At 65.0% G+C, this 21,809-nt stretch carries 20 protein-coding genes and 1 tRNA gene; 12 read left to right on the top strand and 9 right to left on the bottom strand.

Going from position 1 to position 21,809, the window contains the following annotated elements; genetic code table 11:
* Positions 1-26 precede the first annotated feature (26 nt).
* Positions 27-1,709 (bottom strand): thiamine pyrophosphate-binding protein, encoded by a 1,683-nt coding sequence (locus tag ELS24_RS23370; protein ID WP_127185475.1) that lies wholly within the window; start codon positions 1,707-1,709, stop codon positions 27-29.
* A 136-nt stretch (positions 1,710-1,845) separates the two neighbouring features.
* Here ELS24_RS23370 and ELS24_RS23365 point away from each other — a divergent pair, with 136 nt between their 5' ends.
* Genes ELS24_RS23365 through ybaK form a run of 3 tightly spaced genes read left to right on the top strand, consistent with a single transcriptional unit; the run spans position 1,846 to position 4,312 of the window.
* A complete protein-coding gene (locus ELS24_RS23365) occupies positions 1,846-2,760 on the top strand; it encodes a LysR substrate-binding domain-containing protein (RefSeq protein ID WP_050449760.1) in 915 nt (304 codons plus the stop codon).
* Between the two features lie 41 nt (positions 2,761-2,801).
* Positions 2,802-3,785 carry a site-specific tyrosine recombinase XerD gene (gene xerD, locus ELS24_RS23360; protein WP_050449777.1) on the top strand — a complete coding sequence of 328 codons (984 nt, stop codon included), beginning with the start codon at positions 2,802-2,804 and terminating at the stop codon, positions 3,783-3,785.
* Between the two features lie 38 nt (positions 3,786-3,823).
* Positions 3,824-4,312, top strand: coding sequence for a Cys-tRNA(Pro) deacylase (gene ybaK, locus ELS24_RS23355; protein WP_050449761.1), 489 nt, complete (start codon positions 3,824-3,826; stop codon positions 4,310-4,312).
* A gap of 9 nt (positions 4,313-4,321) precedes the next feature.
* On the opposite strand, the gene ELS24_RS23350 is transcribed toward ybaK, so the two are convergent.
* Positions 4,322-5,326 carry an NADP-dependent oxidoreductase gene (locus ELS24_RS23350; RefSeq protein WP_127185474.1) on the bottom strand — a complete coding sequence of 335 codons (1,005 nt, stop codon included), beginning with the start codon at positions 5,324-5,326 and terminating at the stop codon, positions 4,322-4,324.
* Between the two features lie 181 nt (positions 5,327-5,507).
* Positions 5,508-6,425 carry a LysR family transcriptional regulator gene (locus ELS24_RS23345; RefSeq protein ID WP_232312215.1) on the bottom strand — a complete coding sequence of 306 codons (918 nt, stop codon included), beginning with the start codon at positions 6,423-6,425 and terminating at the stop codon, positions 5,508-5,510.
* A 139-nt stretch (positions 6,426-6,564) separates the two neighbouring features.
* Between ELS24_RS23345 and ELS24_RS23340 the strand changes: the two genes are divergently transcribed.
* The 4 genes from ELS24_RS23340 to ELS24_RS23325 all read left to right on the top strand — a co-directional run bounded on the left by ELS24_RS23340 (position 6,565) and on the right by ELS24_RS23325 (position 9,976).
* Positions 6,565-7,503 carry a dihydrodipicolinate synthase family protein gene (locus ELS24_RS23340; RefSeq protein ID WP_127185473.1) on the top strand — a complete coding sequence of 313 codons (939 nt, stop codon included), beginning with the start codon at positions 6,565-6,567 and terminating at the stop codon, positions 7,501-7,503.
* A gap of 101 nt (positions 7,504-7,604) precedes the next feature.
* Complete coding sequence (locus ELS24_RS23335) at positions 7,605-8,573, top strand: Bug family tripartite tricarboxylate transporter substrate binding protein (RefSeq protein WP_127185472.1); 969 nt, start codon at positions 7,605-7,607, stop codon at positions 8,571-8,573.
* Positions 8,563-9,267, top strand: a complete 705-nt coding sequence (locus ELS24_RS23330; RefSeq protein ID WP_127185471.1) for an SDR family NAD(P)-dependent oxidoreductase — start codon at positions 8,563-8,565, stop codon at positions 9,265-9,267. The genes ELS24_RS23335 and ELS24_RS23330 overlap by 11 nt, the downstream gene beginning before the upstream one ends.
* A 130-nt stretch (positions 9,268-9,397) precedes the next feature.
* The gene (locus ELS24_RS23325; RefSeq protein ID WP_127185470.1) at positions 9,398-9,976 is read left to right on the top strand and encodes a DJ-1/PfpI family protein; all 579 of its coding nucleotides are present in this window, start codon (positions 9,398-9,400) and stop codon (positions 9,974-9,976) included.
* Between the two features lie 24 nt (positions 9,977-10,000).
* Here the strand turns inward: ELS24_RS23325 and adhP are convergent, their stop codons facing one another.
* A complete protein-coding gene (gene adhP / locus ELS24_RS23320; protein ID WP_050449778.1) occupies positions 10,001-11,026 on the bottom strand; it encodes an alcohol dehydrogenase AdhP in 1,026 nt (341 codons plus the stop codon).
* 211 nt (positions 11,027-11,237) lie between these two features.
* Between adhP and ELS24_RS23315 the strand changes: the two genes are divergently transcribed.
* Positions 11,238-11,627 carry a ribbon-helix-helix domain-containing protein gene (locus tag ELS24_RS23315; RefSeq protein ID WP_050449769.1) on the top strand — a complete coding sequence of 130 codons (390 nt, stop codon included), beginning with the start codon at positions 11,238-11,240 and terminating at the stop codon, positions 11,625-11,627.
* A 73-nt stretch (positions 11,628-11,700) separates the two neighbouring features.
* Here ELS24_RS23315 and pbpG read toward each other — a convergent pair whose 3' ends face one another.
* Complete coding sequence (pbpG, locus tag ELS24_RS23310) at positions 11,701-12,954, bottom strand: D-alanyl-D-alanine endopeptidase (protein ID WP_127185469.1); 1,254 nt, start codon at positions 12,952-12,954, stop codon at positions 11,701-11,703.
* Between the two features lie 506 nt (positions 12,955-13,460).
* Between pbpG and ELS24_RS23300 the strand changes: the two genes are divergently transcribed.
* A tRNA-Arg gene (locus tag ELS24_RS23300) sits at positions 13,461-13,535 on the top strand.
* Positions 13,536-13,693: 158 nt separating this feature from the next.
* Positions 13,694-15,436: a PAS-domain containing protein gene (locus ELS24_RS23295; protein ID WP_127185468.1), complete on the top strand. Its 1,743-nt coding sequence runs from the start codon at positions 13,694-13,696 to the stop codon at positions 15,434-15,436.
* On the opposite strand, the gene ELS24_RS23290 is transcribed toward ELS24_RS23295, so the two are convergent.
* Genes ELS24_RS23290 through ELS24_RS23275 form a run of 4 tightly spaced genes read right to left on the bottom strand, consistent with a single transcriptional unit; the run spans position 15,413 to position 20,134 of the window.
* The gene (locus ELS24_RS23290) at positions 15,413-16,102 is read right to left on the bottom strand and encodes a response regulator transcription factor (RefSeq protein WP_127185467.1); all 690 of its coding nucleotides are present in this window, start codon (positions 16,100-16,102) and stop codon (positions 15,413-15,415) included. The genes ELS24_RS23295 and ELS24_RS23290 overlap by 24 nt on opposite strands.
* 7 nt (positions 16,103-16,109) lie before the next feature.
* Positions 16,110-18,065 carry an acetate--CoA ligase gene (gene acs, locus ELS24_RS23285; RefSeq protein WP_127185466.1) on the bottom strand — a complete coding sequence of 652 codons (1,956 nt, stop codon included), beginning with the start codon at positions 18,063-18,065 and terminating at the stop codon, positions 16,110-16,112.
* 18 nt (positions 18,066-18,083) lie between these two features.
* Entirely contained in the window at positions 18,084-19,760 is a 1,677-nt protein-coding gene (actP, locus tag ELS24_RS23280; RefSeq protein WP_127185465.1) for a cation/acetate symporter ActP, read from the bottom strand.
* Complete coding sequence (locus tag ELS24_RS23275) at positions 19,757-20,134, bottom strand: DUF485 domain-containing protein (protein ID WP_240669368.1); 378 nt, start codon at positions 20,132-20,134, stop codon at positions 19,757-19,759. Before ELS24_RS23275 ends, actP begins: the two co-directional genes overlap by 4 nt.
* Before the next feature lie 272 nt (positions 20,135-20,406).
* Between ELS24_RS23275 and ELS24_RS23270 the strand changes: the two genes are divergently transcribed.
* Entirely contained in the window at positions 20,407-21,618 is a 1,212-nt protein-coding gene (locus tag ELS24_RS23270; RefSeq protein ID WP_127185464.1) for an MFS transporter, read from the top strand.
* A gap of 17 nt (positions 21,619-21,635) precedes the next feature.
* On the top strand, positions 21,636-21,794 hold the full coding sequence (locus ELS24_RS31000) for a hypothetical protein (RefSeq protein ID WP_164741288.1): 159 nt from the start codon (positions 21,636-21,638) through the stop codon (positions 21,792-21,794).
* Positions 21,795-21,809 lie beyond the last annotated feature (15 nt).

The following is a 21,809-nucleotide window of genomic DNA, read 5'->3' as shown; positions in this document are numbered from 1 at the left end:
CCGTGTTTGCCGGCCCGGTCGAGGGTTCAGTGCTGAGCTTTCAGCGCCGCGTCGCGGATCTTTTCCAAGGTCGTCGACGGGCTGATGGTTTCGGGGTCGATGAAGCAATGCAGGATGGCCGGCTTGCCGCTGGCCAGCGCGCGTTCGAACGCCGGGCCGAACTGTTCCGTGGTTTCGACGCGCTCGCCGTGGCCGCCGAAGGCGCGCGCGTAGTCGGCAAAGTCGGGGTTCTTCAGTTCGGTTGCGGACACGCGGCCGGGGTAGTGCTTTTCCTGGTGCATGCGGATGGTGCCGTACATGCCGTTATCGACCAGCACCACGACGATGGGCAGGTCGTACTGGACGGCGGTGGCGAATTCCTGGCCATGCATCAGGAAGCAGCCGTCGCCGGCAAAGCAGACAACCGTCTTGTCGGGCCAGACGCGCTTGGCGCCCACTGCCGCGGGCAGGCCATAGCCCATCGAACCGGATGTCGGCGCCAACTGCGTGCCAAAGCGCGTGAAGCGGTGGAAGCGATGCAGCCAGGTGGCGTAGTTGCCCGCGCCGTTGGTCATGATGGCGTCGGCCGGCAGCGTCTTTTCCAGATACGCCATCACCTGGCCCATCTGCAGCGCGCCCGGCGTCGTCACGGCTTCCGGGTCGCTCCACTTCAGGTACGACTCGCGCATGGCTTGCGTGCCTTCGGCCCACACGGGCTTGGCCGGCGCCTTCAGGCTGCCCAGCGATTCGGCGAACGCGGCGGGCGACGTGTTGATGGCCAGCGTGGCGCGGTAGACGCGGCCAAGCTCGGCGGTGTCGGGATGCACGTGCACCAGCTTCTGCTTGGGCACCGGAATGTCCAGCAGCGTATAGGCCTGGCTGGGGTTTTCGGACATGCGGCCGCCCACCAGCAGGATCAGGTCGGCATCGGCCACGCGCTTGAGCAGCGCCGGGTTGATGCCCAGGCCCACGTCACCGATGAAGCAGGGGTGATCCGCCGGGAACAGCATCTGGCGGCGGAACGACACCGCCGTGGGCAGCGCATGGCGCTGCGCGAAATCGGCAAACTGCTGCACGGCGCGGGCGTCCCAGCGGGTGCCGCCCAGGATGGCGACCGGGTTCTTGGCGTCGGCCAACAACTTTTCCAGGTCGGCCAACTGGCCGGCCGTGGGCGCGGAGTCAATCAATTCGTAGCGCGGGGCGTCGGCCACCTTGGCGGCTTCCACCAGCATGTCTTCGGGCAGCGCGATCACGACGGGGCCGGGGCGGCCGGACGTGGCGATGTGGAACGCGCGCGAGATCAGTTCGGGAATGCGTTCAACCTGATCGATCTCGGTAACCCACTTGGCCTGCGTGCCGAACACGGCGCGGTAGTCCATTTCCTGAAAGGCTTCGCGCTCGCGCATGCCGCGTTCGATCTGGCCCACGAACAGAATCAGCGGCGTGGAATCCTGCTTGGCGATGTGCACGCCGGCCAGCGCGTTGGACGCGCCCGGGCCACGGGTGACCATGCAGATGCCGGGTTCACCGGTCAGCTTGCCGTGGGCATCGGCCATCATGGCCGCGCCGCCTTCCTGGCGGCACACGGTAACTTTGATATCCGCGTCGTGCAGGCCGTCCAGCACCGCCAGATAGCTCTCGCCGGGAACGCAGAAAACGTGTTTGACGCCCTGGGCGACCAGTTGGTCGACCAGAATGTGACCGCCAAGGCGGGAATCTTGCTGAGACATGGTGGGGTGTCGTGGGTAGCCGAGGATAAGACTCTCGAGGATATGTGCCCTGGCCGCACAACGCAATTGATAAAATTGCACAATCTATTGATTCCCCGGCACGTAGTGCCCGTTGGCTTTCAGGCAGTTTTGCTCCATGAGAAACGGCATTCCCAACTTGACCGCCCTGCAGGCGTTCGAGGCATCCGCCCGGCTCGGCAGCTTTTCCCGCGCGGCCGAAGAACTGTCCCTGACGCACAGCGCCGTCTACCGGCAGGTGGCCAGCCTGGAAGCGCGGCTGGGCGTGCAGTTGTTCACCCGCGTGCGCCGCCGCATCGTGTTGACCGACCACGGCGCCGAATACGCCGGCCGGATCCGTCACCATCTGGATCAGATCGAAAAAGACACCTTTGGCCTGGTCAGCCGCACGGGCATGGGCCGCAGCATCCATATTGCGGTGGTGCCCACGCTGGCCACCACCTGGCTCATCCCGCGCCTGGCGGATTTTCAGCGGGCGCATGCCGACATCACCGTCAGCCTGTCGGTACGCACGCTGCCATTCCAGTTCAAGGACCAGCCCTTTGACGGTGCGGTGTATCACGGCGACGCCCTGTGGCCCGGCACCCAGGGCGTGCTGCTGTTTCCCGAGCGCGAATTGGTGCCCGTGTGCGCGCCTGAACTTGCCGCGCGGGCGGCCCAGGAGGCGCAGGCTGGCGTCAGCGTACTGGCCGGCATGACCCACTTGCACCTGGCGTCGCGGCCGGACGCCTGGCGCCAGTGGTATGCCGCCAACAACCATCTATATGGCCCGCAGGCGGCCGGCGGCCCGCGCTATGAACTGTTCACCATGGTGATGGCGGCGGTGCAGGCCGGTCTGGGCGTGGGGCTGATGCCGCGCTTTCTGGCCCAACCCGCGTTGGACCAGGGCACGCTGGCCATGCCGGTGCCGCAATCCCTGACGGTCAGCCAGGGCTATTACTTTGGCTATCCGCAGCGCAGCGACCGGTCGGATGCCCTCAAGCTGTTTGAAGCCTGGCTGAAGTCGGCGGCGGCGGGGGTGGGGGAACGGTGAAGGCCATGACGAAGGGAACGCCGAAGGAAACCACGAAGGGCATGACGACATCCCGCCCGCCGCTTGCTTCCCAGCCCGATATCGACGCCTTCATTGACGCCGTGTGGCTGGAAGACGGCTTGTCGGCCAACACGCTGGCCGCCTACCGCCGCGACCTGACCGGCTTTGCCCGCTGGCTGGAAGACCCGGAAGCCTACGCCCGCGAAATGGCCGACCGCCAGGGCGACGCGGCAAGCGCTCAAACGCTACCCGTGGGGCCGGCCAAACCGCTGTGCGACGCGCAAAAAGCCGACATCGAAGCCTGGTTCGCCTTCCGCCACGAAGAAACCCGCGCCACCACCGCCAATCGCCGCCTGGCCGCGCTGCGCCGCTTCTTTGCGTGGGCGCTGCGCGAACATCGCTCGGAACGCGACCCCTGCCTGACCCTGATCGCCGCCAAGCAGCCGCCACGCCTGCCCAAGACCTTGTCCGAGCAACAAGTGGACGCCTTGCTGCGCGCGCCCGACGTGACGCAGCCGCGCGGCCTGCGCGACCGCGCCATGCTGGAAACGCTGTACGCCACCGGCTTGCGCGTGTCCGAATTGGTGGGTGTGCGCGCCCTGGACGTCAGTCTGAATGAAGGCGTGGTGCGCGTGGTGCTGGGCAAGGGCGGCAAAGACCGCCTGGTGCCGCTGGGCGCCGAGGCGGCCCACTGGATCGATCAGTATCTGAAGACCGCTCGCCTCGAACTGGCCGCCGGCCGCCAGAGCGATGCGCTGTTCATCACCGGCCGCGCCGAAGCCATGTCGCGCCAGGCGTTCTGGCAGTTGGTGAAGAAGTATGCGTTGCTGGCCGACATCCACGCGCCGCTCTCGCCGCACGTCTTGCGCCACGCCTTCGCCACGCACCTGCTTAACCATGGCGCCGACCTGCGCGTGGTGCAGATGCTGCTGGGCCACGCCGACATTTCCACTACGCAGATATACACTCATGTCGCGCGCGAGCGCCTGAAGGCGCTGCACGCCGCGCACCATCCGCGCGGATAATCACCCAAGTCCGCGCTCTATTTTTTTCCGGCAACACCATGAGCAAAGCCCGCCACGTTTCCGAAACCCCCGCCACACAACTGCTCAAGCAGCACAAGGTGCCCTACACCGAACACACTTACGACTACGTGGACCACGGCGGCGCGGGCGAAGCCGCGCGCCAGTTGGGCCTGGACCCGCACGCGGTCGTGAAGACGCTGGTGATGGAAGACGAATCCGCCAAGCCGCTGATTGTCGTCATGCATGGCGACCGCGAGGTCTCCACCAAGAACCTGGCGCGCCAGGCGGGGCTGAAACGAGTCGAACCCTGCAAGCCCGAGGTAGCGCAGCGGCATTCCGGTTACCAGGTGGGCGGCACGTCGCCCTTCGGCACCCGCAAGAAAATGCCGGTGTGGGTCGAGGCTGACGTGCTGAGCTATCCCGTGGTCTACATCAACGGCGGACGGCGGGGGTATTTGATTGGCATCGACCCCAACGCGTTGGTCACGGTGCTGGGCGCCAAGCCGGTGTCGGTGGCGCTGGAATAGGGAAGTAGCTCACGCACTGAGCCTAACCACCACCTTGCCCTTCGCTCTGCCGCTTTCGACATAGGCCAAGGCCTCGTGCGCGGCAGCCAATGGAAAAACGCGATCGATCACGGGTCGGATGGCGCCGGATTCGACCAGCCCGGTGATCTGTCGCAGCTGTTCTCCGTGTGCGCGCATGAACACGAAGTCATAGTTGACGCCAGCATTGGCCGCTTTCCGGCGAACGCGCCAGCTAAGAAGCCGCAATGCCTGCTTCAATCCCCACGATAGCCCTTGTTGTTTGGCGAAGGCGGGCGTCGGCGGGCCAGAGATGGAAATCAGTCGTGCTCCGGATCCGGCTTTGAGCACCTGAAACGATTTATCCAGTACGTCCGGCCCCAAGCTGTTGAGGACCACGTCGTAATCGCGCAGCGTCGATTCGAACGCTTGTGTGCGGTAGTCGATGACAACATCGGCGCCCAAATCCCGCACCCAATCGACGTTTGGCGTGCTGGTCGTTGTTGCGACAAAAGCGCCCAGGTGCTTGGCAAGCTGGATGGCGATGGTTCCGACTCCACCGGACCCGGCGTGTATCAACACCTTTTGCCCCGGCTTCACCTGCGCGGTTTCTACCAGCACCTGCCAGGCGGTCAGCGCGACCAAGGGCAGCGAAGCCGCCTGTTCCATGTTCAGGTTGCGGGGTTTGAGGGCCAGCGCGTCTTCATTGACCGCAATCAACTCGGCGAAGCTGCCGATGCGATCGTCCGGCGGTCGCCCATAGACTTCGTCGCCCGGTTTGAATTGGCGCACGTTTCTGCCGACCCGCACGACGACTCCCGCCAGGTCGTTGCCAAGCACCAGGGGGAAACGATAGGGAAGGATGAGCTTGAATTCACCTTTGCGGATCTTGGCGTCCAGCGCGTTGACGCTGGCGGCATGCACCCGCACCAAGACATCGTTGTCGCCGACAGAGGGCTCGGGTAATTGGCCAAGCTTGCCAATGTCTTTGTAGCGCTCGATGAAAAATGCCTGCATGGTTGCGTAGCCTGTGGCCAGATAAAAGGCCGCGCGCACGGGGTGGCCGCGGTCAACACGAAGCCCGCGCGACGTCGAAATCCATCACGCGGGATTCATTATGATGTCGATCGTAATCTAAATGGTTTTCTGCGGCAAGCGCCGGAAACAGGGCAATGGCGCAATGCCGGGGCGGCCCGGGTTATTCCCGCGGCGAAGGGTTTCCCGCAGCCACCAGCGCCCATAGATTCTCGGCCACGGCAGCCATGTCGCTAGGTTGGCGAAACAGGCAGATGTCCAGCGGGATGTCCCATTCCTTCCCGCCTGCCCGAATCAAGCTGCCCTGTTGCAGGTCATCATGCACCAGCATGTCGGGTAGCCAGGCGATGCCTCGGCCTTGTATCGCCATGGATCGCAGCAACGTGGCGTGGGGGCCAACGAAGGCGGTCTGGATGCGTTCAGCTGGCATCGCCTTGTGCCGCAATTGGTGGCTGACGATGCGGCCCAGGCCGGAGGCCGGCCCATAGGCAAGAAAGGGCACCACGCCGTCGTCGTCGAGGCGGTGCGCCGGCGTGTCGGCAAGGCCACCGGCCGCGGGGGCGCAGACCGGCACCAGCATGTCCGTACCTAGATGCACCTTGGGGTAGGGCACTTCATCCAGTCGGCTGGCCACTTGTGGATGACGGTGGCATAGCAGGAACTGCACGCGCCGCTGCGCCATCAGGTCTTCGCAGGCTTGGAAACTGTCGGACATCATCTGGATTGCGCCCACTTCCAGCGCCGCTTCCAGCCGGGTCAGCCATTGGGGAAAGAACGTCAACGACAGCAGGTGGGTGGCCGCAAAACGCAGGCTGGCGCCTTCCTGGGCATGGGCGGCCAGCGCCTTGATGCGCGCGGCTTCGAGGTCGGCCATGACCTGCTTGAGCAGCGGCAGGAATTTTCGGCCCGCGGCGGTCAGTTCGGTGGGGTGTGTGCTGCGGTCGAACAGGTCAGCGCCCACCCATTCTTCCAGCGCGCGGATGTGCCGGCTGAACGCCGGCTGCGCGATGGCGCGGGCTTCCGCCGCGCGAGAAAAACTGCCTGTCTCGGCCAGAGAGCAAAAGTCCTCAAGCCAATTCATGTCCAGGGGTCGGTTTCCAGGTCCCATGTCAGGTGTGCGCCGCGGCAAACATAATTCTATGCGTTTCGAGTATTGGACGACCCCATGGGGGTGCCGCAATCATACCTGCCATTCCCAGGCCTAATACACGGAGACAACAATGGCTTCCATCTCGAATTACCGCGGCATCATTCCGGCAATTTCCTGCCCCTTTACCGACGATCATCGTATCGACGAACCCGCGCTGCGCCGCCTGGCCTCGTGGCTGGCGGGTCATGCTGGCGTTGTGGCCGTCATGACCAACGGCCATACGGGCGAAGTGTTTTCGCTGACCCCATCGGAGCGCGCGCAGGTGACGCGCATCGTGGCCGATGAGCTGCGCGGCAAGCTGCCCGTGATTTCTTCGATTGTCTGCGAAGGCATCGCCGAAGCGCAGGAACATGCACGCGCCGCGCGCGAAGCGGGCGCCGCCGCGCTGGACGTCATGCCGCCGCATCACTGGCTGCGCTTTGGCTTCACGCCAGGCCATGCGCTGGCGTATTTCCAGGCGATCCACGAGGCCGCGCCTGATCTTGATCTGGTGTGCCACGTTTACCCGGCGTGGACGCGGGCGTCCTACTCGGCCAAGCTGATGGGCGACCTGGCCCGATTGCCCTACGTGCAGGCGTTCAAGGTGGGCCAGCGCGACATGAACAAATATGCGCGCGACATCCAGGCGCTGCGTGAGGCCGATGCGTCCAAGGCCATCCTGACCTGCCACGACGAATACCTGCTGGCGTCGATGGTGCAGGGCGTGGACGGCGCGCTGGTCGGCTTCGCCACGTTCATCCCGCAACTGATCATTGACCTGTGGGATGCCGTCAAGGCAGGCGACCTGAAGCGCGCGCAGCAAGTGCAGGCCTTGATCACGCCGCTGAAAGACGCCGTCTACGGCGGTGGAGAGCCCACCGGGGAAGCCCATGCTCGCATGAAGGCCGGCATGTATCTGGCCGGCGTGCTGGAAAGCGCGACCGTGCGCCCGCCCACCGAGGCGCCCGACGACGCCGACATGCAGGCGTTGCGCGCGGCGTTGACCGGCGCGGGCTTGCTGGCTCGCTGAAGCACTATTGCGCCTGTAACCGCACGGATGCAGCGGGGTGGCATGAGGCCAACCCCCTGCACGATGCGCTAAGTAAAAATAAATAAGAGAGGAGACACATCATGAAAAAGAGAATCGCGTTGCGCGCCATGGTCGCGTTGTGCCTGGCTATTGGTGGCGGCATGGCGCATGCGCAGGACACCTATCCATCACGGCAGGTCCGGTTTGTGATTCCGTTCCCGCCCGGCGGCACGCTGGATATGCTGGGCCGCGACCTGGCGCAGAAACTCAGCGAGCAGACCGGTCAAAGCTTCATCGTGGAAAACCGGTCGGGCGGCAACGGCATCATCGGCGCCGACGTCGTCGCCAAATCACCGGCCGATGGCTATACCTTGCTGTTCAATGCGTCGACATTCACCACGGCGCCCATGACCATGAAGGCGGTGCCCTTCGACGTGAACAAGAATTTCGTGCCGGTGGCCATGGCGGGCAAGGCGCCGCTGTCGGTATCGGTGAAGAAAGATCTGCCCGTCACCGACCTGGCCGGCTTATTGGCCTATGCCAAGAAGAACCCGGGCCAGCTTACCTTCGCCGTGGGCTCCATTGGGTCTGCCGGCCATCTGGCCACCGAGCTGTTGAAACGCCAGGGCGGCCTGGACTACATGGTCATACCCTATCGCGGCACGTCGCCCGCATTGCAGGACTTGGTTGGCGGACGCATTGATGGCTTCATCGATCCGGTCTTGGGCGCCGTGTCGTACTACAAAAGCGGCATGCTGAAGATCCTGGCCGTGACGTCTGACGCGCGTCTGCCCAATTTGCCCGACGTGCCCACGGTCAGTGAAGTCCTGCCCGGCTATCAGTTCTACAGCTGGTACGGACTGTGGGCACCCGCCGGCACGCCTGGGGCCATCGTCGAGAAGCTGAACGCCGAGGTCAACAAGGCCTTGGCTTCCGGCATGACGGCCAAGTACGAGCAACTGGGCGTGTCGTTGACGCCGGGGTCGGCCGCGGCGTTTGCACGCTTCCAGAAAGACGACATGGCACGATCGCGCAAAATCATCCAGGAAGGAAATATCCATGTCGAATAAACCGGCGGGCGCGCTGGCGGTGGTGACCGGCGCCACGGGCGGCATCGGCTTGGCCATCGTGCAGCGCCTGCTGGACGCGGGCTGGCAGGTGGCTGGCCTGGACATCGGGCCGGCCGTGGCGCGGCATGCGGCCTATCGCCACATCATCGTTGATCTGTGCGATGAAGCCGCTGCCCGGCAGGCGTTGCAGGGCTGCAAGCACGCCGGCGCGTTGGTGCATGCCGCGGGCATCATGCGGGTGGGGCCCCTGGCGCAGTTGGACCCCGCCGACGGCGAACGCATGTGGAAGCTGCACGTGGATGTGGCGGTGCGGTTGGCCCAGGTGCTGACCCCGGGCATGGCCGAACGCGGTGACGGCCGCGTGGTGCTGGTGGGCAGCCGGACGGCCCAGGGCATGCCCGGCCGCAGCCAGTACGCGGCGTCCAAGGCCGCGCTGGTGGCGCTGGCGCGCAGTTGGGCCGCGGAACTGGCGCCCCAGGGTGTCACCGTAAACGTGGTGTCGCCGGCCGCCACGCAGACGGGCATGTTGCAGGACCCCGCCCGCGCGGGCAGCGCGCCGCGCATGCCTCCGATTGGCCGCTTGATCCAGCCCGAGGAAGTGGCGGCGCTGGTGGCGTTCCTGCTGTCGCCACAGGCGGGCGCCATTACCGGCCAGGACATCGCCATCTGCGGCGGCGCGTCATTGCCGCGCTGAGCAGGCCCGCTGTGGTATCCCATTACCACCCCCTGCGTCGTCGGGGCGAGCACAATGTCTCCCAGAACATCAAGAACCGGAGCCCCTGGCGGGCGCTGAACCGGCCGCCCCTCATCCCAAGGAGACATTCATGAGCAAGAAACTATTGATGCTGGTCGGCGATTACGCCGAAGACTACGAAACCATGGTGCCCTTCCAGACGCTGCTGGCGGTGGGGCACACGGTGCACGCGGTCTGCCCGGACAAGAAGGCCGGTGACACCATCGCCACCGCCATCCACGATTTCGAAGGCGCGCAGACCTACAGTGAAAAGCGCGGCCACAACTTTGCGCTGAATTTTGACTTTGACCGCGTCGAGCCCGCCGCCTACGACGGCTTGGTGATACCGGGTGGACGCGCGCCCGAGTATCTGCGGCTGAACGAGAAAGTGCTGGATATCGTGCGCGATTTCGATCAGGCCGGCAAACCCATCGCCGCGGTGTGCCACGGCGCGCAATTGCTCGCCGCGGCCGGTATCTTGAAAGGGCGCACCTGCTCGGCTTACCCCGCGTGCGCGCCCGAGGTGCGGCTGGCGGGCGGCACCTATGCCGAGATCGGCATTGATCAGGCCTACACCGATGGCAACCTGGTGACGGCGCCGGCCTGGCCCGCGCACCCGGCATGGCTGTCGCAGTTTCTGGCCGTGCTGGGCACCAAGATCACGCACTGATGCGCGGACCGGTGCTGGACTGCATCAGGCAAAGTCCAGCACCACCCGGCCTTCGATCTGGCCCTGCTTCATGCGGTCGAACACGCCGTTGATGTTCTCCAGCCGATCCGTGGACACGGTGGCGCGCACCTTGCCGGCTTCGGCAAACTGCAAGGACTCTTGCAGGTCCAGCCGCGACCCCACGATAGAGCCGCGCACGGTCACGCCATTCAACACCATGTCGAAGATCGACAGCGGGAAGTCGCCCGGCGGCAAACCATTCAGCGCCACGGTGCCGCCGCGCCGCACCATGCCCAGCGCCTGCTCAAACGCCTTGGGCGATACCGCCGTGATCAGCGCGCCATGCGCGCCGCCGATTTCGCGCTTCAGGTAGGCGGCGGGGTCGGTGGTCCTGGCGTTGACGGTAACCTCGGCGCCCAGTCGGCGGGCCAGGTCCAGCTTGGTGTCATCGATGTCAACCGCGGCCACGTTCAGGCCCATGGCCCGAGCGTATTGCACCGCCATGTGGCCCAAGCCGCCAATGCCGGATATCACCACCCAATTGCCCGGGCGCGTGTCCGTCATCTTCAGGCCCTTGTACACGGTCACGCCCGCGCACAACACGGGGGCGATGTCGACAAAGCCCACATTCTTGGGCAGCAGCCCCACGTAGTCGGCGGCGGCCAACGCGTACTCGGCGAATCCGCCGTTGACGGAGTAGCCGGCGTTCTGTTGCTGCTCACACAATGTTTCCCAGCCGCCCAGGCAGTGTTCGCAATGGCCGCAGGCGGAGTACAGCCAGGGGATGCCCACGCGGTCGCCTTCCTTCACATGGGTCACGCCAGCGCCCACCGCAACCACATGGCCCACGCCTTCGTGGCCGGGAATGAAGGGGGGATTGGGTTTCACGGGCCAGTCGCCCTGCACCGCGTGCAAGTCGGTGTGGCAGACACCGCAGGCTTCTATCTTGACCAGCAGCTCGCCCGGCCCGGGGCGGGGCACGGCCACTTCTTCGATCACCAGGGGTTTGCCGAATGCGCGCGCCACCGCGGCTTTCATGGTCTTTTCCATCGTCTGCTCCATCGTCAGGTCAGTTTGCCTATGCTCGACCGCCCGCGCGTTCGGCACCATGATTTTTATCAACCGCGACCACATGCCAGGGGGGCGCATGCCGCGGCCCTAAGCCCCTTGGTGTGTTGCGAGCGCTGCGCCAAACGTCGTAAAGTGGTCGTCCGAGAGGCGCGCCGGGCAGGCTCGCCTGGCCCCTGGTCCGGGAGCTTATATGTGTGAAATCTTCATCCGCGCGAGCGAGCATTCCTACGCGCCCGAAACCCGTTCGCTGCGCCTGCATGGCGTGGCGACCAGCTTGCGGCTGGAGCGATTGTTCTGGCAGGTGCTGGAAGAAATCGCCGGGCGCGACGGCATGCGCGTCACGCAACTAATCGAACGGCTGTACGACGAACTGATCGAATACCGTGGCGAGGCCGCCAATTTCACGTCCTTCCTGCGTGTCTGCTGCCTGCGCTATCAGTTGTTGCAGGCCGATGGACGCATTCCGCAGGATGCCTCGGTGCCGATCCGGTCCCTGAATCCGCAAGCGGTGCTGGAAGGGCTGCCGGCGTCGATGTACGACGCAGAACCGCTGCGCGCCAAGCGGCGCGTTGCCGCTTAGGCGGCTGAAAAAAACAAGGCCCGATCGGATCGGGCCTTATGCACTCGTCATGGGGTGGCCTGCCTGCAGGCGGTCAGCCACCAGGCGGTATCGATGCCGCCATTGCCACTTCGCTTTGCAGAATGCGGCGGATGCGCACCGCGTCGCCAATGCGCGACAGCTTGCCCTGCGAGTCCAGCAGCACGATGGCCAGGTCACGGCCATTGATGCGCGCCAGCATCACCAGGCATTCGCCAGCCTCGTTGATGTAGCCGGTCTTGGACACCTTGATGTCCCAGTCGGGCTTGCGCACCAGCAGATTGGTATTACGGAAGGTCTGCGTGCGGTGGTTGATTTCAACGTCGTACTCGGTATCGGTCGAGTAGCGATGGATCAGCGGGCGTTGCGAGGCCGCGCGCAGCAGGCGGGCCAGATCGTGCGGCGACGACACGTTGTCGCTGGACAGGCCGGTGGGCTCGATGAAGTGCGTGCTGGTCATGCCCAGCGATTGCGCCTTGGCGTTCATGGCGGCCACGAACGCGGGCAGGCCGCCCGGGTAGTGGCGGCCCAGCGCGTTGGCCGCGCGGTTTTCGGACGACATCAACGCCAGGTGCAGCATGTCGCCGCGCGACAGCTTGGTGCCCACCCGCAACCGCGACGTGGTGTGCTTGAGGCCGTCGATGTCATCGTCGGTAATCTCCAGCATTTCGTCCATCGGCAGGTTGGCGTCCACCACCACGACGGCGGTCATCAGCTTCGAAATGGAAGCGATGGGGCGCACGACGTTCGCGTTCTTGGCGAACAGAACCGTCGACGTTTCCAGGTCTTGCACATACGCGGTGCTGGAGCGCAGCGCGGCGGCTTCGGCTTGCACCGATGAAGCGGCCGGCGGCATGGCGGCCGAGGCCGCCACCGCCGCGGCGCGTTGCGCGCGGCCCGGCTTGTTGGGTTTGCCGTTCTTGCCCGCGGCCGCACCCTTTTTGGGCGGCGTGCCCTTGGCGGCCACTTGTCTGCCGCTTTTGGGCGGCGTTTTTTTCGCCGTGGACGAAGACTTGGGTGGGCCTTTCTTGGCGGTGGACGAAGACTTGGGCGGCGCCTTCTTGGCGCTGGAGGACGATTTGGGAGTGGCTTTGGGCGCGGCTTGCTTGCCGGCCGAGCTCTTGCCGGACGCGGCCTTCGGGGCAGGGGCCTTCTTGGCCTGTTGCGCCTTGCAAGCCGCCGATTTGGCGTTGGTCTTGCAAGGGTCGGAATTTTTCGCGGCTTGCGCGGCAGGGGGCAGGAGCGCGCACATCGCCAGCGCCATCGGCGCTACCGCGTTCGCAATTGCACGTTTCCAGGAAAATGCCATGGTTGAGCAGGCTTATCAAGCTGTGAAGAAATGTTTCTCAAGCCGGCGTGTCGTCGGTTCAGAAAAAGTCCAGATGAATTAGGGGCTTACGCGACGAATTTAAACAGTACATCAAGAGGTGCGCAAGGCGATTCGCCATGTTGTCATAAAAAAATAATAGTGACGCATACGTCATGGATGCAATTTGTCACAGTGCCGAGATGAGAAGCTAACGGCGCGGCGCGCGTGAGCGTAGCCCGGAATAACCCTCATTTGGCTGAACGTCGGGTTGCGAAGAACCGCGTCATCCATGAGGTGGTGGGGAAGATCGTTTATATCCACGTCATCTGCGACACACGTCAGGACTTCAAGACAAAGCTTGCAAGGCGGCCCGTCCGAACCGGTTAGCCACCTGGTCGGACGCGGATGCGAGCCACATTGCCCGTGTGCATCGTGCGGTCCATTTCATATTCCGCCTCGCATCGCAAGCCTGCCTTTGAAAAGCGATACAATCCCGCCCGCAGTGTGTCTCCGTAGTTCAACGGATAGAACAAGGACCTCCTAAGTCCTAGATACAGGTTCGATTCCTGTCGGAGACGCCATCTTGTCGATTTAGGATTCGTCTGAAATTGCTGTGCCGATAGCGTCGGCATGTGCTACCCGCGCCAAGGCGGCGTCATAATGCGCGCAGTGCCGACGGGACCCAACACAATTACAACCTGCGCCCGCGGCCCGACCCCTGACGCAGGAGACTTCCACCATGATGCTGGGCTGGCTTGCGCTTGCCTTGTTGACCTTTGCCCTGCTGGCGTATGCCGCCTTGAGGCACAACCCGCTACGCATGCCCGATCTGTTGGCCACGCTGGACAGCATGGATCAGGGCGTAAGCGTGGTGGATGCGCGTATGCGGCTGGTGGCGTGGAACCAGCAGTATCAGCGCCTGTTCGATTACCCGGACGGCCTGCTGCGCGTGGGCCAACCCGTGGCCGACCTCATCCGCTTCAATGCGCATCGCGGCAAGTTCGGGTCGGACCCGGGCCTGGATATCGACGCCCTGGTAGGCAAGCGCATCGCCTTGATGCAGGCAGGCGCCGTCTATCACCGGCAGCGCACCTTGCGGTCTGGGCGCGTGCTGGAATTGCGTGGCCGGCCATTGCCGCGCGGCGGTTACGTCACCAGCTATAGCGACATCACCGATTTCAAGCGCGTCGAACGTGAGCTACGAGACATCAACAACACGCTTGAGCAGCGCGTCAGTGCGCGGGCGCAAGAGGCCGAAGCGGCGCAGCAGTCTCGCACCCAGTTCCTGACCGCCGTCAGTCACGACGTGCTGCAACCCATTAACGCGGCGCGTCTGTTTGCGTCGGCGCTGAACGAGGAAGACCGGCCCGAGGCGCAACGCTATCTGGCGGGCCGCATCAACACGTCGCTGCGTGCGGCGGAAGAATTGCTTGACGGCCTGCTGGATGTCTCGCGGCTGAACGCGGGGGTGCTCAAGCCCGAACTCAGCGACTTCAACGTGGAACCCATGCTGCGCCAACTGGCCGACCAATACGGCCACGTGGCGCTGCGGGCCGGCTTGCAACTGCGCCTGCACGCCAAACCTTCGCTGCTGGTGCGCAGCGACCCGCGCCTGTTGCGCCGCATCTTGCAGAACTTTCTGGCCAATGCGCTGCGTTACACGGGGGGCGGCCGCATTCTGTTGTCAGCGCGTTCGCAAGGCGGGCAAGTACAACTGCAAGTGTGGGACACCGGGCCGGGCATTCCCCCGCATCAATTGCGCCGCATCTACGACGAGTTCCAGCGCTACGAAAAGCCGCAGAACCGGGAAGGGCGCAGCTTCGGCCTGGGGCTGTCCATCTGCCGTCGCTTTGCGTCGTTGCTGGGACATGGGCTGGACGCGCGCTCGGCGCTGGGCCGTGGCAGCGTGTTTTCGGTCAGCGTGCCCGGCGTTGCAACCCCAAGGCCCGCGCGGGCTCGCTTGAGCGGCGCGGCGTCGCGGTTGCAATGGTCGCCCGTGCATGCCTCGCTACAAGGTTTGCGGGTGCTGTGCCTGGACAACGACTCGGAAGTGCTCGGTGGCTTGCAGGCGCTGTTGGGCGGCTGGCAGGCCAGTGTGTGGTGCGCGGCCACGTTGGACGACGCCCTGGCGCTGATGCGGCATCAGCCTCATGTTCTATTGGTGGACTTCCTTCTGCGCGACCGTATGAACGGGTTGGATAGCCTGGACGCACTGCGCGCCGGCTCGCCTGCCGCGCGAGGCGCGCTGCTGGTGGCGGATGGCGCAGATGCCTTGGCGCAGGCGGCGCGGGCGCGCGGTTATCGGGTGCTGACCAAGCCCATCAAGCCGGCGTCGCTGCGTGCCTTGCTGACGGCAAAGCTGCGCGCGCAGATGTTGACGCACCACGAGCCGGCATATCAAGGGTTGGCGCATCAAGAATTGGCGCAGCGGAGTTCGGAGCAACATGGCTTGGCCGCATCACGCTTCACCCCTGGGGTTTGACGCGATAGCGCCATAGCGCCAGGTGCCAAGACCCAGCCGCGCGGCGATCAACACGGCTTGCGTGCGGTTCGATACCCGCAGCTTGCGCATCACAACGGTCATGTGGGCCTTGATGGTGGCTTCCGATATCTGCAATTCGTGCGCAATCTGCTTGTTCAGCAATCCCGCGCCCACCATCTGCAATACCCGGAACTGCTGCGGCGTCAGTTCGCGCACATTGGCCGCCATGGCCGGCTCGCGCGGCAGGGCGCCGCGGGTTGCGGCAATGATGGCGCCGCCGGCATCGGGCTCCCAGGTGCCGCCGTCCATCACATGCAGCAAGGCCGCGCCCAGCGTATCGGCGTCTGATGATTTCGGGATGAAGCCCATCGCACCGTGATCCAGCGCGCGGCGTATCAGTAGCGCGTCTTCATGCGCCGACACAATCACGATGGGCAGTTGCGGATGCTGGTTGCGCAAATGGCCAAGCGGCCCCAGGCCGAAAGAACCCGGCATGTCCAGGTCCAGCAACAGCAGGTCGGCGTTGGGGCAGGACTCGACCAGATCGTAGAGCACGGGGATCTGGTCGGCTTCGTGTATGACGGCGTCCGGGAACACACGGCCGATCACCCCTCGCAAGGCTTCGCGAAACAGCGGGTGGTCGTCGGCGATCAGCAGGACAGGCATCGTCCGATCATGCCACACGGCGCTCGCGCACCAGCGTCTGGACCACGGCGGGATCGGCCAGCGTGGTGATGTCGCCCAGGTCGTCGATGGTGTTCTCGGCAATCTTGCGCAGAATGCGGCGCATGATCTTGCCCGAGCGCGTCTTGGGCAGGCTGGGCGCCCACTGCAGGTGGTCGGGCGTTGCAATCGGGCCGATCTCGCGGCGTACATGCGCCACCAGCTCCTGGCGCAGCGTGTCGGACTGCTGCGCGCCGGCTTTCAGCGTGACGTAGACGTAGATGCCCTGGCCCTTGATGTCGTGCGCGAAGCCTACCGCGGCGGCTTCGGCCACCTTGGGATGCGACACCAAGGCGCTTTCCAGTTCGGCGGTGCCTAAGCGGTGTCCGCTGACGTTGAGCACGTCGTCCACCCGCCCGGTGATCCAGTAGTCGCCGTCTTCGTCGCGGCGGCAACTGTCGCCCGTGAAGTACATACCCGGATAGTCCTTGAAGCAGCCCTGGATGTAGCGCTGTTCATCGCCGTACACCGAACGCGCCTGGCCGGGCCAGGAATCGCGGATGAACAGGTTGCCTTCGCCGGGGCCCTGGATGATGGCGCCAGTTGTCACATCGACCAGTTCCGGCCGGATGCCATAAAAGGGTGTGCTTGCCGCGCCCGGCTTGCCGGCCCGCGCGCCGGGCAGCGGCGAAATCAGGATGCCGCCCGTTTCGGTTTGCCACCAGGTGTCCACGATGGGGCAGCGGCCCGCGCCCACCACGTCGTGATACCAGCGCCAGGCTTCGGGGTTGATGGGTTCGCCCACCGACCCCAGCAGTCGCAAGGACTTGCGTGACGTGCGCAGCACGGGCTCGGGCCCTTCGCGCATCAACGCGCGAATCGCGGTGGGGGCGGTGTAGAAGATGGTGACGGCGTGTTTGTCGATGACCTGCCAGAAGCGCGAGGCGTCGGGGTAGCTGGGCACGCCTTCGAACATGAGGGTGGTGGCGCCGTTGGCCAAGGGGCCATAGACCAGGTAGCTGTGGCCGGTGATCCAGCCCACGTCGGCCGTGCACCAGAAGACGTCGCTGTCGCGAAGGTCGAACAGGGTGGCGTGCGTGTAGGCGGCATAGACCAGGTAGCCGCCCGTGGTGTGCAGCATGCCCTTGGGCTTGCCGGTGCTGCCCGAGGTGTAAAGAATGAACAGCGGGTCTTCGGCATTCATGCGTTCAGGCGGGCAGTCGTCCGGCTCGCGTTCCATCAGGCGGTCCAGCCAGTAGTCGCGTTCAGCGGTCATGTTGACGGGTTCGCCCGTGTGCGGCACCACCAGCACGGTGCGCACGCCTTCCATGCCGGGCATGTCCAGCGCGGCGTCCACGTTGGCCTTCAGCGCAACGCCGCGACCCGCACGGCGGCCGCCGTCTGCGGTGATGATGGCGCGCGCGCCGCAGTTGCGCACGCGGTCGGCAATGGACGCCGGCGCAAAGCCGCCGAACACCACGTTATGCACCGCGCCGATGCGCGCGCACGCCAGCAGCGCCACCACGGTGTCGACGATCATCGGCAGATAGATCGTGACGCGGTCGCCGCGCCCGATGCCCTGGCGGCGCAGTGCATTGCCCATCCTGCAGACCCTGGCGTGCAGCTCGCGGTAGGTAAGCCGTTGCGAAGGAATGGCGGGGTCGTCGGATTCCCAGATCAGCGCTGTCTTGTCGCCGCGCGTTTCCAGGTGCCGGTCCAGGCAGTTGACGCTGACGTTGAGTTCGCCGTCGGCATACCAGCGGATATGGAAGTTGTCGGGCAGCAGGTTGACGTCACGGATCTGGGTAGGTTCGCGATACCACTGCAGGCGCTTGGCCACGTCCGCCCAGAACGCGTCGGGGTCGCGCAACGAGGCCGCGTAGCTGGCGTCGTACTGCTCCTGCGTGACGGTGTGGGGTCCGGCAAACCCCTGGGGGACGGGGTAGCGCTCGCGTATGGGTTCCATGACGGCTCCTGAGTGCGGTTAATGGGCGACTGCGGTGGTGGCGCCTATGCCCGTCTGGCTGCGGACGGTCAAGGCGTCGAAGGCCAGGGCTTCTTCCCGCGCCCTGGCACTGTTGTCCAGCGTGGAGAACAGCCAGATCGAAAAAAAGGCCAGCGGAATGGACAGGATGCCCGGGTTGGGAAACGGCGTGATGGGCGTGGCAAAGCCAAACACATCCACCCATACCGTGTCGCTCAGCACCACCCAGATCGTGGCTGAGGCCAGCCCGAGAAAGCCGCCGATGGTGGCGCCCAGCGTGGTGCAGCCGCGCCAGGAAATCGACAGCACCAGCACCGGGAAGTTGGCGCTGGCCGCAATCGCGAATGCCAGGCCCACCATGAACGCCACGTTCTGGTTTTCAAACACGATGCCCAGCAGGATGGCCATGACGCCCAGCGCAATGGTGGACAACCGAGAGATGCGCATCTGCTGGGCTTCGGTGGCGCGGCCCCGCGCGATGACGTTGGCGTAGAGGTCATGCGAAATGGCCGCCGCGCCCGCCAGCGCCAGGCCCGCCACCACCGCGACGATGGTGGCGAAGGTAACGGCCGCCAGGAAGCCCAGCAGCAGGTTGCCGCCCACTGCATTGGCCAGGTGCACGGCCACCATGTTGGTGCCGCCGATCAGGCTTTTCAGCATGTCGAACTGGCCGTCCGCGCCCGTCAGGTAATACTCGGGATGGCGCACCAGCAGCGCCACCGCGCCAAAGCCGATGATGAAGGTAAGCAGGTAGAAGTAGCCGATGAACGAACTGGCGTAGATGACCGACTTGCGCGCTTCCTTGGCGTTGGACACCGTGAAGAATCGCATCAGGATGTGCGGCAGCCCGGCGGTGCCGAACGCCAGCGCAATGCCCAGCGACAAGGCGTTCAAGGGGTTGCTGCTGACCTGCGCGCCCGGCGCCAGCAGTTCCATGCCGGATGGGTGCACGCGCGTGGCCTCCGCCAGCAAGGCATCGGGGCTGTAGTTGAACGCGGCCATCACCAGCACCGTCATCAGCGTGGCGCCCAGCAGCATCAGCACCGCCTTGATGATCTGCACCCAGGTGGTGGCGGTCATGCCGCCGAAGGCCACGTAGATCATCATCAGCGACCCGACGATCACCACGGCAACGTTGTAGTCCAGCCCGAACAGCAGCACGATGAGCTTGCCCGCGCCCACCATCTGCGCAATCAGGTACAGCGCGATGATCAGCAGCGACGCGCTGGCCGCCAGCACGCGCATCGGCGTCTGTGCCAGGCGAAACGAGGTGACGTCGGCGAAGTTGTAGCGCCCCAGGTTGCGCAGCCGTTCGGCGATCAGGAACATGACCACGGGCCAGCCGAACAGAAAGCCGATGGCGTAGATCATGCCGTCGAAACCGCTGACATAGACCATGCCCGCAATGCCCAGGAACGACGCGGCCGACAGGTAGTCGCCCGCAATGGCCAGGCCGTTCTGAAAGCCCGACAGCCCGCCGCCGGCCGTGTAGAAGTCGGACGTGGTGCGGGTGCGCTTGGCGGCCCAGTAGGTGATGCCCATGGTGCCGGCGATGAACGCCAGGAACATCACGATGGCGGACATGCTTGCCTGCCCGCCGGTAGCGGCGCGCGCCGCGCCCGCCAGCCCGCAGCCCAGGATGAAGATCAATGCGGCGCCGAATTTCTTGTTTTTCATGACACGTCCTTGATGATGGCGGCCAGCAGCGGGTCGAACACGGAATTGGAGATATGCACGTAAGCGGAAATCAGCACCACGGCGCTGCACACGACCAGCGTGCCGGTCAGCACGCCGATGCTCATCGTCATGCCCGGCACGGGGCTGCCGAAAAACACGGGGTCAAACGCCAGCGTCAGGATGAAGCCGGCGTAGATCACGCCCGTGATGGCAAAGAACAACAAACTGGCGCGGCTGCGGCGGCGTAGCAGTTCCTGGTATTTGGGATGCCGCATGACGGCGGCGACTCTGCTTTCGGGTTCGGGTACTAGGGGGGAGGGGGGCACTTGGGGGGAGGGCACGTGGGGTGAAGGCACGTGTTTGGGGGTGGGCACGATAGGGCTCCTTGTTGTTATTGCCGGGCGCCGTCAGCGCAGCCGGATCGGCTCGTTTGGCGATGCCTCGCGGGCCTCTGCCCAATATAGAGACGCATCACGTACCCGAACACACGACCTTAGTCGTAAGGGGTAGGCCCTAGTGACAAGGCGGCGCAATGCGCGATTCGTCAGCAGGGCTATTACCGTCGCCAAGGCGCCGACTTGTATATGATGTTGGCCGGGTCCCGAGGAGGGGACGCAAACCCAAACAACAACCAGACACGGGTTTCATGTCTAGCCAAACCGATACGATTTCCACGCGCACCCTCATCCTGGGTACTTTGGTGGTGCTGCTTGCCATGGGCGTGCGCGCCACTTTTGGCCTTTTCATGCAGCCGATGGGCCTGGCCCACGGCTGGGGGCGCGACGTGTTCTCGATGGCGTTCGCGCTGCAGAACCTGGTCTGGGGCGTGGCCTGTATCTTCATGGGCATGCTGGCCGACCGCTACGGCTCCGGCCGCACCATCGCGCTGGGCGCGGTGCTCTACATGTTGGGCATGATCGGCACCCGTTTCGCCACCGACGAAACCACGCTGTACCTGACGGCGGGCGTGCTGGTTGGGCTGGGCCAGGCGGGCACCACGTTTCCGGTGATCTTGCCGGTGGTGGCGCGCGCGGTGCCGCCTGCCTACCGCAGCACGGCCATGGGTATCGCCAGCGCGGGCGGCTCCTTGGGCCAGTTCGCGGTGGTGCCGACCGGGCAGGCGCTGATCACGGGCATGGACTGGCCGGGCGCCTTGTGGGTGTTGTCGCTGTTCGTGGCTTGCGCAGCGCCGCTGGCGTACTTCCTGCGCGGCCGCCCGCAAGCGCAGCCCGGGCCGCAGCAGTCGCTGGCCGCCGCCGTGCGCCAGGCCGTGCGCCACCCCTCGTTCCATTTCCTGTTCCTGAGCTACTTCGTCTGTGGCTTTCACACCGCCTTCATCACGCTGCACTTGCCCGCCTACGTGACCGACGGCGGCTTGACGGCCGGGCAGGGCGCGACCGCGGTGGCGCTGATTGGCCTGTTCAATGTGGTGGGCTCTTTCTATGCCGGCAAGCTGGGCGGCAAATACAGCAAGAAGCGCCTGTTGGCCCTGGTGTATTTCATGCGCGCCTTCGGCATCGTGCTGCTGTTGGCGATGCCGCTGTCGGCCTGGGTGCTGTATGCGTTCGCGGCGTGGATGGGCTTGTTCTGGCTGGGCACCGTGCCGCTCACGCAAGGGCTGATCGGGCAAATCTACGGCTTGCGCTACGCCGCCACGCTGTCGGGCATTGTCTTCCTGGGGCACCAGTTGGGCAGCTTCATTGGTGTCTGGCTGGGCGGGTATGCTTACGCCAAGACCGGCAATTACGATATGGTCTGGTGGCTGGGCTTGGCGCTTGCCGTCATTGCCGCGCTGCTATGCCTGCCGGTGCGCGAGCAACCGGTGAATGTCGCCGAACCCCGACCCGTGGCCACCTGATATCTGGAACCCTGACCATGCCGCACGCCAACAACCCTGCCGTCCGCCGCCATCGAGGCTGGCGCGCCGTGGGCGTGTTGGCGCTGGCGGTGGTGCTGGGCTTGGCGTTCTGGGGCTACACCACGCCCGACATGCAGCTGCATTGGGAAAACCTGGCCGCCCTGTGCGGCTTTTAGCCGCTTCTTTTTCGG

It is taken from the genome of Achromobacter spanius (assembly GCF_003994415.1).
GTDB lineage: Bacteria > Pseudomonadota > Gammaproteobacteria > Burkholderiales > Burkholderiaceae_B > Achromobacter > Achromobacter spanius_C.
Note: the sequence above shows the minus strand (reverse complement) of the source record. Positions and strands in the feature narration are given on the sequence as shown.